The sequence below is a fragment of the Halorarum halophilum genome (genome assembly GCF_013401515.1).
Lineage (GTDB): Archaea > Halobacteriota > Halobacteria > Halobacteriales > Haloferacaceae > Halorarum > Halorarum halophilum.
Window position 1 is genome coordinate 3,188,736 of record NZ_CP058529.1, and the last position, 16,708, is coordinate 3,205,443.

Annotated in this window: 14 protein-coding genes; 1 reads left to right on the forward strand and 13 read right to left on the reverse strand. The window is 60.7% G+C overall.

The annotated features are described in order from the left end of the window. Nucleotides 1-81 precede the first annotated feature (81 nt). Nucleotides 82-810: a type I 3-dehydroquinate dehydratase gene (locus HUG10_RS15925; RefSeq protein WP_179170510.1), complete on the forward strand. Its 729-nt coding sequence runs from the start codon at nucleotides 82-84 to the stop codon at nucleotides 808-810. 84 nt (nucleotides 811-894) lie between these two features. Here HUG10_RS15925 and HUG10_RS15930 read toward each other — a convergent pair whose 3' ends face one another. The 13 genes from HUG10_RS15930 to HUG10_RS15990 form a co-directional block, all read right to left on the reverse strand. Further along, nucleotides 895-1,524 carry a type I 3-dehydroquinate dehydratase gene (locus tag HUG10_RS15930; protein ID WP_394354996.1) on the reverse strand — a complete coding sequence of 210 codons (630 nt, stop codon included), beginning with the start codon at nucleotides 1,522-1,524 and terminating at the stop codon, nucleotides 895-897. A 510-nt stretch (nucleotides 1,525-2,034) separates the two neighbouring features. Next, nucleotides 2,035-4,281 carry a type B DNA-directed DNA polymerase gene (locus tag HUG10_RS15935; RefSeq protein WP_246310167.1) on the reverse strand — a complete coding sequence of 749 codons (2,247 nt, stop codon included), beginning with the start codon at nucleotides 4,279-4,281 and terminating at the stop codon, nucleotides 2,035-2,037. After that, entirely contained in the window at nucleotides 4,253-4,543 is a 291-nt protein-coding gene (locus HUG10_RS15940) for a hypothetical protein (RefSeq protein WP_179170512.1), read from the reverse strand. The genes HUG10_RS15935 and HUG10_RS15940 overlap by 29 nt, the downstream gene beginning before the upstream one ends. A 1-nt stretch (nucleotide 4,544) precedes the next feature. Further along, a complete protein-coding gene (locus tag HUG10_RS15945; protein WP_179170513.1) occupies nucleotides 4,545-5,240 on the reverse strand; it encodes a P-loop NTPase family protein in 696 nt (231 codons plus the stop codon). 310 nt (nucleotides 5,241-5,550) lie between these two features. Next, nucleotides 5,551-6,249: an SOS response-associated peptidase gene (locus tag HUG10_RS15950; RefSeq protein WP_179170514.1), complete on the reverse strand. Its 699-nt coding sequence runs from the start codon at nucleotides 6,247-6,249 to the stop codon at nucleotides 5,551-5,553. A 674-nt stretch (nucleotides 6,250-6,923) separates the two neighbouring features. Beyond that, entirely contained in the window at nucleotides 6,924-7,550 is a 627-nt protein-coding gene (locus HUG10_RS15955) for an MFS transporter (RefSeq protein WP_179170515.1), read from the reverse strand. 193 nt (nucleotides 7,551-7,743) lie between these two features. Then, nucleotides 7,744-8,022 (reverse strand): MFS transporter, encoded by a 279-nt coding sequence (locus tag HUG10_RS22210; protein WP_179170516.1) that lies wholly within the window; start codon nucleotides 8,020-8,022, stop codon nucleotides 7,744-7,746. 103 nt (nucleotides 8,023-8,125) lie between these two features. Continuing rightward, nucleotides 8,126-9,964: an IucA/IucC family protein gene (locus HUG10_RS15965; protein WP_179170517.1), complete on the reverse strand. Its 1,839-nt coding sequence runs from the start codon at nucleotides 9,962-9,964 to the stop codon at nucleotides 8,126-8,128. A gap of 2 nt (nucleotides 9,965-9,966) precedes the next feature. Beyond that, a complete protein-coding gene (locus HUG10_RS15970) occupies nucleotides 9,967-11,331 on the reverse strand; it encodes a lysine N(6)-hydroxylase/L-ornithine N(5)-oxygenase family protein (protein ID WP_179170518.1) in 1,365 nt (454 codons plus the stop codon). Beyond that, nucleotides 11,324-11,962 (reverse strand): GNAT family N-acetyltransferase, encoded by a 639-nt coding sequence (locus tag HUG10_RS15975; RefSeq protein WP_179170519.1) that lies wholly within the window; start codon nucleotides 11,960-11,962, stop codon nucleotides 11,324-11,326. The genes HUG10_RS15970 and HUG10_RS15975 overlap by 8 nt, the downstream gene beginning before the upstream one ends. Then, the gene (locus tag HUG10_RS15980; RefSeq protein WP_179171116.1) at nucleotides 11,959-13,773 is read right to left on the reverse strand and encodes an IucA/IucC family protein; all 1,815 of its coding nucleotides are present in this window, start codon (nucleotides 13,771-13,773) and stop codon (nucleotides 11,959-11,961) included. The genes HUG10_RS15975 and HUG10_RS15980 overlap by 4 nt, the downstream gene beginning before the upstream one ends. A 5-nt stretch (nucleotides 13,774-13,778) precedes the next feature. Continuing rightward, complete coding sequence (locus HUG10_RS15985; RefSeq protein WP_179170520.1) at nucleotides 13,779-15,266, reverse strand: pyridoxal phosphate-dependent decarboxylase family protein; 1,488 nt, start codon at nucleotides 15,264-15,266, stop codon at nucleotides 13,779-13,781. Continuing rightward, on the reverse strand, nucleotides 15,263-16,636 hold the full coding sequence (locus tag HUG10_RS15990) for a diaminobutyrate--2-oxoglutarate transaminase (protein WP_179170521.1): 1,374 nt from the start codon (nucleotides 16,634-16,636) through the stop codon (nucleotides 15,263-15,265). Before HUG10_RS15990 ends, HUG10_RS15985 begins: the two co-directional genes overlap by 4 nt. Nucleotides 16,637-16,708 lie beyond the last annotated feature (72 nt).

A 16,708-nucleotide genomic window follows, 5' to 3' on the forward strand; every position in this document is an offset into this window, starting at 1 on the left:
TCTTCGGTGTTCGAACTGTATTTCACAAGCCTTCCTCATCGGCGACTAACGTTTTTATCCATGTAGTCAGAATCATCCTCTATGGATTTCAGCGAACTCGTCCTCGTCGCACTCGTGGATGAGTTGTCAGAGGAACAGGAGGCGCGACCATACGCTGACGCCATTGAGTACAACGTACGTGGATCTAGTACCAATCTTGAATCGTTGGAAGAGTATCAGGGCGAACTTCCCATCATTGTAACGAGTGGGATAGCTGGTGCAACCAGAGAGGACAATCCTACGACGGATCTCGAGGCACTGCGTGCAGCGACAACCCATGATTCAGTCGAAGGAATGCTCATTGACTATGATACAGCTCGGGAGAATGAACAGGAAGTTGAACGGTTGAGCAATGCGGATGTTGATCTCATCATCTTCTATCACAACTCCTCAGAGACTCCAAGTTCTGAGAAACTACTGTCAATAGTGGAAGATGCCGCCAAATACGGTGACGTTGTCAAGATCGCAACGATGGCTGAGACTCCAGCGGATACGGTGTCACTCTTGTCGGCTATCATGAATGCTACATCTGAGGGTATTACTGTTGGCGGTGTGGGAATGGGTGAAGTGGGACGCCACACAAGAGTCGTTGCCCCTGGCTATGGTTCGAAATTAGCGTTTGCTCCGCTTCGTTCGGACGCAGACAATGCTGCCCCTGGTCAGTTTGGCTTGAAGGAACTCGCCGGACTCGTTGAACAAGTAGACGAAGTGGATCCGGATATGTCTCTTCACGAATCTATCACCAATCCACATATCCTCTCCGAAGAATAGATACGTCGGCGACTGCTTTCTGTAGAACAGTTTAGAACAGCTATTTCAGGTTTGGATCTTCAGAGTTGAAGATACTCTCATCTACTACACCTGGGCGATGTCCTCGCTTACGCCAGTGAACTGAGAAAGCTCACCATCGGTCTCCTTGAGCGTCTCAATCATAGACGACAGCTGATGAATTGGGATCTGTCCGGGGGCGTACTCGTTCTCGTCCGACTCTAACGGTGCATATCCTAGCTTGGAGCCATAGAGCGGTGCGATGACTCGAGTGTGGCTTCCAACCTCTCCCATGGAGATGCCAGCGACTCGCATCCCATCCCTCGTTGTGTCGTTCACAGCCTGAATCATTCGTAGTGAGTCAGAGTGGTTTTGGGCATACGTTGCTACTTTTGCTATATCGCCGTAACGTGCACATTGGCTAAAAATCGCTTTGAGCGTCTCCAGATCGGGGGTTTCCTCGAACGCGTGGAAGGAAATTATGATTTCGACGTCGTTCTCGCGAAATTCCGGGAGAACCCAATCCGTTCCTCGTGCCGTCTCCAGTTCGATGTCGACCATCTCAACCGCATCGAACTTGGAGGCCGCGAAGAGACAATCCAACCGTCCAGTATCATATGCCTGTCCACCGAACCACTTGCCCCTGTTCGTGGCGATGATCGGAAGTTTCCCGTCGTAGTTTGTGAGTTGAGTAAGTGGATCCTCTGCTTTGTCCATTCGGAACTCGATGATATCCGCTACATCCCTCACGTGTTTTTCCTGAGTGAGGTCGTTTGTTGTTGCAGCGAGGGCGAACCGATCCTGTCTCATGGCGGGGTCTATCCGCTGCCAGCATAAAAAGGTTCGATTCTCTCAGCTCGGCAGCAAGTTCGTTGTACACCAGCTGAATACCTCTTCGCGTTGCTGGAATCTACGGGTAGAGAAGTGATAGTCATATCCCATATTCCGGCCATGGGCTGCTGTGACTCGTATATGAGTTAATATCGTTGGTTGTCTGAATCTACTCGCGACGAGTAAATCACGTGTTATAACGTCGTCGCCTGCATGGATGTCGACCTACCGTTGGAGGTAGACGACCACCCGCTGGAGTCGCTCATCGAGGCTGGCGAGATCGAACCGACGGTGCCCGACGATCGGCCGCCGCACCCATCGGAGGGGTAGACGACCTCTCGAGTTGAAGTCTCGATGGTCAAGTGAAACCAGTCATGAGGGCAGTGTCCTCACTGTTCAACTATAGGATTGAATCGAAGCAGTTGTCGTTCTTGTAAGGTAATCCTTGATACCCAATTCTCGGTATCCCATCGGGGACAGGATCCCCAGAGCAGCACGGATGCACTGCTCACGGTACCAGTCAGCATCGTAGTCGTCGACATGCTCGTGGTCGAGTCGCACCCGTTCGGTTCCACGGCGATCAGCGTCGACGACGACGTACTCGATCCGTTGGCCTGGTGAAAGCGGGGTCCCATGGCGCTTCGCCCGCTGGAGGGCACAGACGGTGAGCGTTTCCTGCGTGTACTCCTCGACGTGTTTCGAGACTTGCTGTTGAACCGTAAGCAGATCGACGGCAACGTCACCGTCAGCAAGTTTGTCGAGCCGCGCGGCCAGCACGTCGAGAGCGACCTCCGGATCACGCGTTCGGTCGAACGTCGCGATCAACTCCCGCTGAACCTGGGCGACGAACGGTGGCGTATCGTGCTGGCGGCATTCGATACCCCGAACCTTCACCGCGTCACCCAGTCCGTTGGCTGGGTTGGATGGGAGCGCCTCACCTCGACGCTTCCCGAAGTACTTTGTGAGCGCGCCGGCGTTGGACTCCCGGAGGGGACAGAACGCGACCCAGTCGAACGCCGCCTCGTACTCCAACTCTATGTCCACCTTCGCACTGACCTCGGCGGCGATCTCTTCGAGTGGCCGACGATCCGTTTCAGACACGCCCTCGGCTGGCGTCACCCAGATGGAGTCGACGATCCCGTGGAGGACGCGCCATCCACCAGCCTCGAGGGCGTCCTTCGCGTCGAGGACGATCTCCCGGGCGTAGGCGTTGATCGTCTCGTGGCACTCGATGCGGCCGTACTTCGCGTTCGCGTGGCCCTGATAGCCGAAACACGAGACAAGAATCCACTTGATGGCCGACGAGCGATTCTCGAGTCGCACTCGTTCGTCCAGGTCGTCGGTTCGTTCCATGGCCGCCTTCATCGCGTCGCGATCATCGATGAGTGGGCCGAGGATGTCCCCCAGATAGCCCTCATTCTTGCAGATAGCGTATCCCAGCTCGGGGACGACATCACGGGCCGTCTCCTCGTCACAACAGCCACACCGGACGGTCTCGGGCGAGACGTTGTACTCCCGAATGATGTTGGGGTACATGCTCGAGAAGTCGAGTTCGTGGACGTCCTCGTGGACCCCCACCTCGGGCGCGAGCGTCGCACCACCACGGTCGGCTGCGTCCAGTGTGGACATCCGTTTCACGAACTCCGGTCGCCACGGACGCCACGGGACGAGCACTCCCTGGGATCGAGCAGCGCGAATCTGCATCGCCGTGAGAACGCGTCCGATCGATGCCCATGAGAGTTCCTGGAGGGGGAGCCCCGCCCGCTCGACGAGATCGAGACAGCCAGCGAGCCCGCCTTGCGACCAGAAGAACGTGTTGGAGCGGTCGATAAGCACCCGACCCGGGACGTTATAGCGGGCGGGCGAGTGACTGATTCGCCCGTAAGTCTGGTAGGTCGAGGCACCGGCGAGCGTCTCCCACCCTGGCTTCCGACCTAGGGTGAACTCATCGAGTCCGTACGTGTCGGCTGCCTCGAACAGGACTGAAACCACTTCCGCGGTGTCCATGACGAGCACGTCCGGATCCTGTTCGTCGACGAGTGCCCCAACGGCCTCGACCACTGCACGCGGATGTGACCCGACGCGTTCACCCTCGACCTGCAGTTGCGGGAGTGCGTCGACACCGTGCCCGATTTCGTGAGCGGGGAAGCCGAGATGAAGGGTTCGAAGCTCACGACGACTGGTGTCCGGGCCGGCTGGTGTCCCCGTCTCGAGCGCGTAGCGAAACTGGCGAGAGAGGTCGACGTTGTAGCACGTCACCGCGTCGGGGTCGCCGAACTGCTGGGCGCGGTTTGCAACCGACGACACGGCGTCGATCGTGTGAACGTCGATACGAAGGAGGGGCCGTTCCTCTGTGCGCCACGACTGCCGCCAGTCTTCGACGGCTGTCGACGCGACAGCCTCGTGGGTCGCCAGCCACTCGCGGAGATCCTCCAGGTCCTCGGTTAACGTCGTCCGGTCACTGCTGCCGGTCGGGGTCCGTCCTCCTGACTGCCCATACAGGTCCGAGACGCAATCGCCGAGATACAGCGTCGGCTGATACTCCCTGTTCGTCGCTGTAGTCACGCCGTCATCCGTCACGTGCCACTCGCGGATGCCCCCACCGTCGAGGTAATCAGCGGTCAGCATGCTCGGATTCGGCATCGTTCAGGTCGGCTTCGAGCGCGTCGACCCGCTCGTCGAGGTCGTCGAGGCGACGTTCCTGTTCGAGATCGATCGAGATGAGCATGGGGGCGAGTCGGTCCTCGTAATTCAGAATCCCACCTGCGTCGGCGTGCTCGCGTACGTATTCGAACAGGCGGTCGAACCGAGGTTGATCCCGTCGTCGGAGCGTCCGTCTGAACGCCTGCCAGCGCTCTTCGACTGTGCGAACGAGATCGCGAAACGTCGGGTTCGTCCGCCCCATCTCACAGTCCCCCCGAGCCATCCACGGCGCTCGCTGGCGTCGCAGGTGCCACGGGCTCGTCGACGCGCTGTGCACGATGTTCGAGCACTTCTCGCCAGAATGCGAGGGTCGTCTGGACCCAGCCGTTCTCCTGCGGGTAGACGAGTGTCTCGTGGCCGTCGCCCATGAAGCGCGGACCGAACCGGGTGTTAGTACACTCGAGTTCGCGATGCGCAGCGTTCCCGATCACCTCGGAGATGCCGTCGGTGTGCGTCCGGGTGAGGAGTACAGGAATGTCCCGCGTCCGGCTAACGCCAGCGAGGGTTGCGAGCCGCCGCACGAGGAGCTCCTTCGCCTGCCACTCAGGGATATCGTCCGTCCGGTAGAGCCCATCCACTGCGGGGGCGACGATGAGCGACGTGGACTCGTCGACGAGTGTGGGAAGGCGGTCCAAGAGCGCGGCGTGCTGCCACGGAGTGTGCCCGCGGGCGAGGCGAACCCGGTCGAGGTAGCCACGATGCGGCGCGAGTTCCCGGAACGTCGTCGTTCGAGCGTGCCCGAGGGCGTCGATCCAGACGGCGTTGCCATCGGTGCCAAGCAGTTCGTCGACGACGAGTGCGTGAAGCGGTTCCAGGCCGAGTTCACCCTCGATATCCAGCAGTAAGACTCCCGGATCGAGTGTCGGGAGATCGATGGATGTTTGACGTCTGGTGTGCATACCAACCAATCCTGTCCATGACCGCTTGTACGTCAGCCATGGAAGGTCGGTGGAAGTGAAAGTACCCAGACACCCCGGAGTCAATCTGCGTCTCGGGTACTGGTATGGCGCTGCAGTCGGTGGAATCTCTAGTGGAAACGGTGGGGAGAAATTTGGCAAATATCGCGAGTGGAAGTAGACCACTCCGGCAGGTCTCGATACGCACGGCTGTCCTGACTCGCTTACGGACGCTGTTGCCGGAATGTCTGATTCGGCAACCGATCATTCAGTGCATTCGCGACCGATACAACTGTGGTTCGCCCGATTCGAGTTACCCCCCGAACTCACCGAGCCCGGACTGCTCCCCGATGTCGATTTCGTCGAGTAGCTCCGCGGAGTCGTTCCCTGGGCTGTTCACTCGTTTGGAGACGGGGTAGGCGTGAAGCTTATCGCTCGGGTACGGCTTCAGCACCGACTGCAACTCATCTTTGGATCCACCGGAGAGCCACGTCTCCTCGTGCTGTTGTTCGAGGATAACCGGCATCCGATCGTGGATTGGTTCGACCACCTCGTTTGCCTCGGTGGTGAGGATGGTGCAGGTGACGCGTGGATCGCCCTCTGCGGACGTCCACGTCTCCCATAATCCTGCGTACGCGTAGGGTGAGCGGTCGGGGCGCTCAATCCGATACGGTTGCTTCGACCCACGCGTTCCTTTCCACTCGTAGAAGCCGTCGGCGGGGAGGAGACAGCGGCGCTGTTCGAAGGCTTCGCGGAACATCGACTTCTCGGCGACCGTCTCCGAGCGGGCGTTGATTGGCCGGGGAACATCCTCGGGGTCGTCTGCCCATTGTGGCAGGAAGCCCCATTCCAAAAGGTCGAACTCCTGGGGGGCGTCGTTCTGAACGGCGAGCAACTCGTCCCGCGGGGCGATGTTGTATCGCGGTCGGATGGTGACGTCCTCGGCGGGCGTCGCGTCGAAGCGCTCCATCAGGACCGCTGGGTCGATTGCTAATGACGTGCGGCCGCACATACGAGAGAGGTCGACGCAGACGATGTTAGGTGTAGCGTCGGTAGGCTTGGGGGATGGAGATTTCTACGGTCAGAGGAAGCAGTTTCTGGAACGACTATCAATCCTTCCGGGATCTGGAAAAAGCCGTTTGCTGATACAGAGCGTGTATCTTGCACGCCAGATTGCTCTGACACCGACAATACTGAGAATAATCACGGTATGTGTGCAGTAGACGGTCGTCGTTCGTTTCAGGCTGTCAACGACAAAACAGTCGCTCAGTAGAACCTGCTAATGAATTAGCTCAAATTCGAGGATGTGCTTCTCACCGTACGTTGCTCGGTGTTCTTCTTGGAACTCGAGCATGGCGTCTTCCCCCGCAATCTCGCACTCGAGAGCACATTCTGAACAAGTAACTGCGTAGGTCATGGGACCCAAGTGGGTCCTTCGAGTGACCGTGCCTACTTTAAATTCCACCTTTCAGTAGCGAACAGTATTTAAGAGGGTGTAAGCGGTATATAGCGCTTCATTCAACCGCGCATCGCTCCCGCCCCCGTGTCCGATACGCTCCTTGTATTTAGCATACTCTTGACGATCTACTCAACATCTGTCAAAAGGAGCATGCTGACTATAGAGGGTGTATGCAGCAGTCGACAACTCCAGGGACTGTCGTTATCAGTTGCTCGGTGGTCGAATAACTAGCCCACTGAATCACCTGGCCGAACCAGAGCGGTCACCAGCATTCCGAGAAGTGAAACGACTGCTGCGGTCGCATACATTAGCTCGAATCCGACGTGATTTCCAAGGACACCGAACCCGATCACCCCCACACCAATCCCGATGTCCATCCCGATGAGGACGGTTGCGGTCGCGCTTCCATTCTGGGTGTCCCGTGTGGCAACAATGGCGACCCTCTGTAGGAGTGGGAAAACGAGTGCAAACCCGGCCCCGAACAGCCCGGCACCTGCGAGCAACCCGAGTGGGTGCCCAGAGACGACAAGGAGGCGAGGAGCGAGCGCGAGAAGTACCAGCCCAGCGGCTTGACAGATGAACGACGCCGAGAGTACGACCGGTACCGACCCTGGAAGTTGGCCCCGGACTGCGCGTGCGAGGATAATCGCCCCGCCCATCGCCGTGAAAAAGAACCCCGAGTTTCCGAGGCCGACGGTGGGGGTATAGAGCGGGATGAGTGCGTCGATGGCGCCGACAGGAACACTCGCGAGTGCGACCAGTAATGCGGCCGGCAACGCTTCCGGCGCATAGAACTCACCGGTACTGGTTGCGGGCGGTGTTGTCTCCTCAAGCGCGACCAGCGGGCCCAACACGAGAAGCGCAAGCAGTGCTGCGAAAGCAAATTGCGTCGGAAAATCCGTACTGGTGCGCTATCCAGAGTCCGGCCGGTGGAAGCACCATCAGCGCGATGTTCGGGACAATACCGAAATACGCGAACCCCTCGGACTGGCGGGCGTCCGGTACCACGTCGGCAGCAATCGTCGGTGTCGCGGTACTGCTGGCGCCCTAGGTGAGCCCGTGGAGTACCCGCAGCCCGATTGCGACCCAGATGACGGTCGCCCACGCGAACGAGAGAGTCGCACCTGCGAGTGCGATGGCAGCGATGGCTTGGACACCCCGGCGACCAACCCGATCGAGTAGCCATCCAGCGACTGGTCGCGCGACAACGGCTGCGAACGTGAACGCGCCAAAGGCAGCGCCAATGAGCGACTCGCTGTGCGTTAGCGACTCCAGATAGACGGCGAAAATCGGGTGAACCGCTGCATAGCTGCTGTACGCGAGCAACTGCGCCCCGCAAACGAGGAGGAACGAGCGCGTCCACAGCGGCGGCTCCTCGTCGGTGACGATATGCGTTCTGGAGCCGCCGTGTGACCGCGCCGATCATCCCTTAGTCGTCAGCGGGACTCGGTTGTTCAGCAGCATCCGGTGCGTCGTCAGCGACCACGTGAAGTGGATTCGTCACCGTGCCGTGTTCGGAAGCGTGGGGACGACCAGGCGCGTCGTCGTAGCCGTAGTCGAAGATGCGGTTTCGGTTGAGACTGAGCTTCATGAACTCCGGCTGGAGCAGGTCGAACAGTTCGAACCGCTCCTCCAGTTCGGGGAACGCCGCCTGATAGTCGAGAATCGTCTCACGTGCATGTGTCCAGAATTGCTCTTCAGGGTAGTCCTCGTGTTCTTCGAGGAGGTCCGCGACATACCGAAGGACACAGACGAATAGTCCACAGAAGATGAACTGGCAAAGCCCCTCCGGTGGCTCCTTTCGGAGCACGTCGTGAATCTCATCGGGAAGTGCTTCCAGCTCGGAGAGTGGCTGATCACTCACGTTCACGTCGTCGACGAAGTCCTTGACGGCCAGGCGGGACGGAGCGCCATCTTCGACGGCGAGAATCGTGTTCTGCCCGTGCGGGGAGAAAACCGTCCCGTACTGGTAGAGGAAGTGGAGGAGGGGCGGCAGTACCGTGTCGAAGAATTCCGCGAGCCACTCATCGAGTGTGAGGCCCGACTGCTCGACGAGCTGAGAGATGTAGGGTTCGCCATCGCTGTCGACGTGCATCAGCGACGAGAGCGTGATAGCTTCCTCATCCTCCTCAAGGAAGGTGTATATGGACTCACGCCAGATTGCCCCCAGCAGTTCGTGATACTGGTAGGGCGACCCGTCGATGTCGGTGAAATCAGCGTGGTCGTAGTTGACACCAGCGATCTCCCCTGGGAGGATGAGTCCCTGTTCTTGGAGGAATTCGTCCTGTTCGTAGATGCCTTTGATGTACTCGGTGACGGTCGGGGCGAGTTCGGTCCGCTCGCCGGGGAGCCCCCGCCAGACCAGCGTGTTGAGAATCCGCATCGGGACTTTCACGTGGTGTTTCTCTTCGTTATCGACGTTGACGAAGGTGCGAACCGACTGCTGTGGCAGGTATTCGTCAGGGCCCTCGCCGAGTGGGACGATATCGTCCGCGGCGATGTGGTCGGGGAACAGCGGGACGATGCTGTTCTCCCACTGCCAGTCGTGGACAGGCATGAAGTAGTAGGCGTCCGAGTCGAGATTCTTGGATGCGAGCCGGTCAATGAACTCGTCATAATACTCGCCCAGTTCGCACTGCACGAGCGAATCGTGGTCGACCTGCTCGGTCCCGACGAACGTCGAGTTCTCCTTGCGAACGGCGACCCACGAGAGCGTCACCGACTCCTTGCGCTCGGGCGCGTACTGCTTGTAGTCGTCATAGCCCCAGCCGAGCCGGCCCTTGTTGTAGGTGATCCAGGGATGACCTTCCATCTCGCCTTCGAGATGGGCGTAATCGAGGTCCAAGGGGTCGAACTCATCGCGGTCCCGCCTGCGCGCCTCGATATGAGCATCGGCGAGTAGCGTTCGCTTGTACTCGCGAACGAGGTTCCCTTCAGTGAGTCCGTCAAGGTCGGTCGTCTCACCGAGGTCGCGCAATAGCTGAAGGGGGTCGCCGATGGACGTCCACGTTCCATCCGTGTTGCGTTCGACGGTGTCGCCGTGGACGTACAGGCTTTCCATCAGCCGCTCGGTCGCCTCGAAGCGATAGCTCGTATCTCCGAGTTCGAAGCGGTAACTCGCGCTGCCATCGCCTGCTTCGACCTTCCGGGGTGTGATAATCTCCTCGTAGGCGAACTCTTCGAGCATCTTCGTCAGGAGACGGCGTTCGACGGTCTCCCAGATCTCAGCGTCCAGTGCGTCCTGCAGGGTGGTGTCGTTCGGATTCATGGTTAGTCGTTCTGCGGCAGTGGTTCGCTCCCGCGTTCGCGGGAGGTGCCGGGCGCGTGTTCGACGAACTGGTCGAGCGAGAAGTCCTGATAGACCGTGTCGGTGTCATCGGGGTAGGCCTCGCGGCCGACGAGTCGATTGACGAATTTCGTGTTGCGATAGCAGCCGAGACCGAGGTCAGGCACGCCGACGCCGTGGGTGTGGAGTTCGGCGTTCTGGAGGAAGACGTCACCCCCGACAGCGATATCGAGACGGTGGTCCTCAGTCACTTCGAACCGGCCCTTGTCGTCCCAGTTGATCGCGTCTTCGAGCGGTTCGAGGAAGCCGGGGATGGGCCGTTCATAGCCGGTCCCGAGGATGACGACCTCGCTTTCGTGGACGAACGACTCCTCGGTCTGCCACTGGTGACAGTCGAGTGCGTAGGCTTCGCCCACGGACTCGATGTCCTGCACGTCGGTCATCGCGAAGAGTCCCACGTCGGGGTCGTGATCGCCGATGGAACGGCGATAGAGCAGGTCGTAGATCTCCGCGCTCGTGTCCGGGTCGACGCCCTTGTAGAGTAGGTCCTGGTTCGGAATGAGGTCATCTTTGACTTCCTGAGGAAGGTCGTAGACGTACTGCTCGTATTCGGGAGTGAAATGCTGGAGTCCCAGCTTCGAGTACTCCATCGGGAAGAAGCCGTCCGAGCGCGTCAGCCAATCGAGCCGATAGTCGTTGGCTTTCTGGCGCTGAAGCAGGTCCTGGAACACCTCCGCAGCGCTCTGTCCGGACCCGACGACGGTGACTGAATCGGCCGTCAGCACACGTTCGCGGTTGTAGCGGTACCGGGCGGTGTGAACGACGTCTTCCTCGGGATGGCCCTGGAGCTGCTCTGGAATCTGTGGTCTGGAACCGATGCCCAGCGCAAGGTGCTCGCCGCGGTACTCGAAGCGTTCACCAGTCTCGGGATTCCGCGCGGCGACGACGTAGTGTTCGCATTCGTCGTCCCAGCAGACACCAGTGACCTCGCGACTGAACCGGCAGCTATCAAGGTTCTCGGCGACCCATTGCAGGTAGTCGTTGTACTCGCGGCGGGGAACCTGGAACGTCTCATAGAAGTAGAACTCGTAGATGCGGCCCGTCTCCCGCAGGTAGTTGAGATAGCTGTGGGGATTCGTCGGGTCCGCGAGCGTGACCAGGTCTGCGAGGAACGGGACTTCGAGCGTCGTTCCGTCGAGGAGCATTCCCTCGTGCCAGTGGAACTCGGCATCGCGTTCGAGAAAGGCGGCGTCGACGTCTTCTTCGACACCATCGAGCATGGCTGCGAGGCCGAGGTTGAACGGACCGAGGCCGACGCCGACGACGTCGTGGATGTTCTGTTCAGTCATCCACGCTCACCTCCTGGCTCGGTGCAGCAGTGGCGTCGGCGAGCACGTCAGTTTCGAACCGCTCGCGCTCACAGACCATCAGCAGGGCGTCCTTCTCGGACTCCTCGAAGTAGAATTCCTTGCGAGGTTCGAACCCACACTGCTCGAACACGTGGATGACGCGCTCGTTGCGGGCGTCCGGTTCCGCGATTATCCGCTCTGTCTCGGGATGACGGAACTGCATCGCGACCACAGCTCGCATCAGCGGGAGCGCGTAGCCGTGGCCCAGATATTTCTCGGGGCCGATGAGCAGGTGGACGCCTTGGTCGGTCGGCTCGGCGTCGTAGTGGTTCGCTACGTCGTCCTCGGCCGCCCAGTAGCACTCCCAGTAGCTCATCGGGACATGGTCCAGACACCCGATGTAGGGCGTCAGGTAATCGTCGTCGAGCTTTTCCGCCAACCGGTCGCGGAACGCCGGCAGGGGCAGGTCGAGCTGCCAGTAGGGTTTCACGTGGTCGCTCCCGAGCCAGGCGTGGAGCCGGCCGAGGTCACGTTCGAGAGACGCTTGTCGGAGCGAGATCGTCTGCTCGATACTCCTGTTGTAGGTCTGGTAGTCGTAGTCCATTGCGATGGTGGCGTCAGGTCCTGTCATGTGTCGAGTTCGGTCACGAGCGGGTTCTTCACGGACGTGTAGACGGACTGGTTCTCGAGGTCGTTCTCCAGTTCGTCCAGTCCCCGGAAGCGCGTCAGCAGATTGGCCTTGCAGGGGACGGTGGGCGATTCTAGCAGCGGCGTGAGAAAGTCCGACGAGGGTCGGCCGTAACGCTCGCGAGCGCGTTCGAGTTCCTCCCGGAGGAGCGCCAGCAGGCGGCGCTCCGGGACCAGGCCTGCGCTCCCGAACGCGTTGATGACGTCGAGTGCGTTGTTCAGGATGACGTAGTAGCGCAGTCGCTCGTCGGCGATGGCGTCTGCACAGACGGTGTCGGCCCGCACGCCGACGCCGGGCAGGTAGTCGTCGACATCGGGGTACAGCGACTCGGGGAAGTAGAAGCCCTGGTTGTCGCGGTAGCGGAACTCGCTCGGATAGCCGTCCTCGTCGAGCGTGAGCACCGAGTTCTGCTGGTGGGCTTCCACGCCAACGCCCTGGACGAGATAGAGCCACAGCACCGGCCGGATCGCGGTTTCGAGATAGCGATGGAACCAGTCTTCGCTGACCGCCTGGGTTTCGCGCCCCTCGCGTTCGGCGATGGCGGTGACGATACGACCGAGACGCGACTGGCCCGCGATTGCGTCCTGACAGAGCGAGACCAGCGGTGTGGAGCGCTCGGCCAACTCACCACGGAACGGATTGCTCCGAAGGACCGTCTCCAGCCCCGACTCCCGCTCCTCGCCGATATCGAGGGCGAGGAAGGCGGGGTCACGGACGATGTCGAAGTTCGGGAACGTCTTGGCGAGTTCGTCACCGAACGCGGTGTCGAGCAGTTCCGCGACGGCCACACCGCGCTCCAGTTCGGGGCGCTTGTTCGTCCGGACGGAGTTCGTGATTTTCACGTTGAGCGACGACTTCACCATGAACGGCACGTCAGGGCTGTAGAGCGTCCGGACGGAGGTGGTTGGATAGAATTCCCGTCCGGTAGCGCCGAGGTGTTCGAGGCCGTCGCCGAGGTATCGCTGGACGTGTGGCTGATCGAGGAGATACGCCGCCTGCCACGGATGGACGGGTAGGAGCACGTCCTCGCTGTCGACGTGGTCGGCGACGAAGGGGTCGGGGACCTCGGGGTCGTCTCGCAGGGCGTCTTTCACCCACGTCGCGGCCTGCTGGTCGTCTGCCGAACTCGCAGCGACTAGGTCGGGGTCGGCACGGAAGTAATGGAGCGAAAACGACCCCTGAAGTTCCGGAGCGTACGTGTCCCGGTTCCGGGGGGCGATGCCCTGTCGGCTCTTGGGCGTGGGGTGTCGGTGATGGCCGAAGATGAGGGCTTGCTCGGCGTCGCGGAACGACAGCTGCTCGGCGTAGAGCCGTTCCTCGTCGCCCACCCGATTCGCGACGAACGATTCGACGTTCCGCTTGCTCCGGAGCACGCGCTCCAGCAGTTCGTCCGGAACGGACTCGCCATCACGTGCGCGTGAGAGGTCTTTGATAACGAACGAGGCGAGTGTCGCGGCGTCGATGGGATTGATCGCGCCATCGGGGAGCCGATACCGCACCGGCGTGTCGAACAGATGTCGCTCGGTCGGCGAGTGATAGTCGAGGGGTGCCAGTAGGTCGATGCCCTGGGCAGGGAGTTGCTTTTGGAGCAATCCATCCGGTCCGGGGTCGACCCCGGCCATAGGCTCATCGTGGACCTCGTAGTCACCGGTCTCACGGAGGTAGCAGTTGAGGAACGCATGAACGGTGGCGTCGTCGGCACGGCTGGCAGGGTCGATATCCCGGCTCGAACGGTGGTCGAAATCGAGGCTCATTTCGCTCATGCGACCACCCCCATTTCCTGGGTGACTGCCATCCCACAGTCACGGACGATATCTAGCATTGTGGCGACGTCATCAAGCGTGGCAGTCGGGTTCAGCAGCGTGAACTTCAGACTCGTCACGCCTGCAACCTCCGTTCTGGCGACGATGGCGCGACCATCCTGAAGCAACTGCTCCCGAATCTCGGCATTCAACCGACTCACCGTGCGGTCGCTCATCCCTGTGTGCGGCCGATAGCGGAAGACGACCGCGTTCAGGGTCGGCTCGTGTAACAGCTCGAAATCCTCGGCATCCCTGATGAGCGATGCCGCACCATCAGCCAGTGCGAGGGTGCTATCGACGAGCTCTGCGACTCCTTCACGGCCGAGCGCACGGAAGGCGACGTAGGGTTTCAGCGCATCGAACCGGCGTGTCGTCTGCACGGATTTCGCGACGAGGTTCGGAACCCCCGCCTCGTCGTGTGCCTCCGGGTTGAGATAGGCCGCGTTGCGCGCCATCCACTCGAAGTCCGCACCCTCGCGGAGCAGGAAGGCGCCGCAACTGATGGGCTGGTAGAACAGTTTGTGGAAATCCACGGCAATGGAGTCAGCCCGCGCAATGCCAGATAGCAGGCTATCGTAGTCGTCGGAAAGTGCGAGTGCACCGCCGTATGCGGCGTCGACGTGGAACCAGAGATCGTGTTCGACAGCCCGGTCGGCAAGTGCATCGAGGGGGTCGATGCTGCCGAAATCGGTGGTTCCGGCGGTTCCAACGAGTGCGAAGGGCTCCACGCCGTTGGTTTCGAGCCCGGCCAGCACCGCGTCGAGCGCGTCCGGGTCTATCTGGCGTTTCTCGTCGGTAGGGACTGTGACGACGGCGTCCTCGCCGAGTCCGAGGTGATGTGCTGCCTGTTTACCCGTAAAATGGGCTTCCTCGGAACAGAGGATGCGAAGCGATTCAGCCTCGGGCGGAAGCCCACTCGTTTGCACGTCGCGGCCGAACTGCTGACTGCAGTATTTGTCGCGGGCGAGCAGGAGGGCCTGGAAGTTCGACTGCGTTCCACCGCTCGTGAAGACGCCATCTGCGGCGTCCGGAAGGTCGAACAGTTCGCAGAGTGCGCCGATGACCTCCTGTTCGAGGACGGTGGCGGCGGGTGCCTGGTCGAAGGAATCGAGCGACTGGTTCGCCGCGGTGAGCATCGCTTCCGCGGCGAGTCCAGGAATCATCGGCGGACACTGGAGATGCGCTGCACACCGTGAGTGCGAGGTTCCGACCGAGTGGGGGAGCACCTTCGTTGCAACCTCGTCGATAGCAGTGTCGAGATCTGTCCCGGTTTCAGGGATAACTGGCTCCTCGAACTGCTCGGCGAGCGCGTCGGGGGACCGCCCCGAATACGGTTCCTCGGTGTGTGCGAAGCTATCCACAACCGCATTGGCGGCCTGCTGCATGGCCTCGCGGTAGGCGACGTTCCCTGTCTCAGAGCCGAGGAACAGTTCGTCTGCGCTCATGGGGCCACCTCCGCCGGTTCTTTCTCGGCGTTCGCGACGGCAGCAACCGCTTCCTCGAAGATGGTGGCGATATCGTCGATCTGTGTCTTCGATACGATCAGTGGTGGTAGGAACCGGGCAGTCGCGCTTTCGCGGCCACCGAGTTCGATGATGAGCCCCCGGTCGAAGCACTCGGCCTGCACCGCCTCCGCGAAGTCACTGTCGGGGGCGTGGGGGCCCGCGCCTTGCCAGTCGACATCGGGGTCGACGAACTCGACACCTAACATCAGGCCACGACCCCGAACGTCGCCGACTGCACTGAAACGCTCAGCCATGGTTTCGAGATGGTCACGGAGGCGTCCACCTACGTCGGCGGCGTGGTCGTCAAGGTCGTGTTCGAGCACGTAGTCGATGGTCGCTTCGCCGGCCGCCATCGCGAGCTGGTTGCCACGGAAGGTCCCTGCGTGAGCGCCAGGCTCCCAGACGTCGAGCTCCTTGTCGTACACCACGACGGCGAGCGGGAGGCCACCGCCAATCGCCTTCGAGAGCGTGAGGACGTCAGGTGTGATTCCCGCGTGCTCGAACGCATAGGTCTCCCCCGTCCGACCGAGCCCCGCCTGAATCTCATCCAGTATCAAGGGAATGTCGCGCTCGCGCGTGATGCGACGCATCTCCTGGAGCCAGCCGTCCGGCGCAGGAATCGCACCACCTTCTCCCTGCACGGGTTCGAGAATCATCCCAGCTGGGTCGGTAATACCGCCTTTTTCGTCGTCGAGGAGGTTCTCCACGTAGTTGCTCCCGATTCGCTGACCGTCCTCGCCACCGACACCGAACGGACACCGGTAGTCGTACGGGAAGGGAAGATGGTGGACGTCGTTCATCAGCCCCGAAATGGGCTCTTTGGCATCGGTGTCACCCATCAACGAGAGGGCGCCGCTCGTCATTCCGTGATACGCGCCTTGGAATCCCAGGATGCTCCGGTTGCCAGTCGCAGTTTTGACGAGTTTCAGCGCTGCCTCGACGGCATCGGTTCCAGCCGGGCTACAGAACTGTATTTTCGCTCGCTCACTGAATTCGTCAGGGAGGCTTTCGAATAGCGAGTCGATGAAGCGCTCTTTCGCAGGCGTGGAGAGATCGAGCGTATGGAGCGGTCGCCCGGTATCGAGCGCCTGCTCCATTGCCTCGACCACGAGCGGGTGATTGTGCCCCAGTGCAAGCGTCCCTGCCCCTGCGAGACAATCGTAGTATTCATTCCCGTCCATGTCCGTGACGGTGACTCCCTTCGCATCGCGGATGGCCAACGGAAAATGTCGCGGATACGTTCGCGCATTCGACTCCCGACTGGCCTGCTGGGAGAGTATGGCGCCGTTCCCCTGATCGAGATAGCTCATCGTACGCCACCTCCACGACAGCTCAGAACCGACGTATGGAGTGCCCGTACTCGCGTCCTTGGTTGCTGCATG

What these genes read in the sequence shown, in the direction of transcription:
- HUG10_RS15925 (WP_179170510.1), top strand. Translation starts at nt 82, where the DNA reads ATGGATTTCAGCGAACTCGTCCTCGTCGCACTCGTGGATGAGTTGTCA.
- HUG10_RS15930 (WP_394354996.1), bottom strand. Translation starts at nt 1,524, where the DNA reads ATGGACAAAGCAGAGGATCCACTTACTCAACTCACAAACTACGACGGG.
- HUG10_RS15935 (WP_246310167.1), bottom strand. Translation starts at nt 4,281, where the DNA reads ATGCCGAATCCGAGCATGCTGACCGCTGATTACCTCGACGGTGGGGGC.
- HUG10_RS15940 (WP_179170512.1), bottom strand. Translation starts at nt 4,543, where the DNA reads ATGGGGCGGACGAACCCGACGTTTCGCGATCTCGTTCGCACAGTCGAA.
- HUG10_RS15945 (WP_179170513.1), bottom strand. Translation starts at nt 5,240, where the DNA reads ATGCACACCAGACGTCAAACATCCATCGATCTCCCGACACTCGATCCG.
- HUG10_RS15950 (WP_179170514.1), bottom strand. Translation starts at nt 6,249, where the DNA reads ATGTGCGGCCGCACGTCATTAGCAATCGACCCAGCGGTCCTGATGGAG.
- HUG10_RS15965 (WP_179170517.1), bottom strand. Translation starts at nt 9,964, where the DNA reads ATGAATCCGAACGACACCACCCTGCAGGACGCACTGGACGCTGAGATC.
- HUG10_RS15970 (WP_179170518.1), bottom strand. Translation starts at nt 11,331, where the DNA reads ATGACTGAACAGAACATCCACGACGTCGTCGGCGTCGGCCTCGGTCCG.
- HUG10_RS15975 (WP_179170519.1), bottom strand. Translation starts at nt 11,962, where the DNA reads ATGACAGGACCTGACGCCACCATCGCAATGGACTACGACTACCAGACC.
- HUG10_RS15980 (WP_179171116.1), bottom strand. Translation starts at nt 13,773, where the DNA reads ATGAGCCTCGATTTCGACCACCGTTCGAGCCGGGATATCGACCCTGCC.
- HUG10_RS15985 (WP_179170520.1), bottom strand. Translation starts at nt 15,266, where the DNA reads ATGAGCGCAGACGAACTGTTCCTCGGCTCTGAGACAGGGAACGTCGCC.
- HUG10_RS15990 (WP_179170521.1), bottom strand. Translation starts at nt 16,636, where the DNA reads ATGAGCTATCTCGATCAGGGGAACGGCGCCATACTCTCCCAGCAGGCC.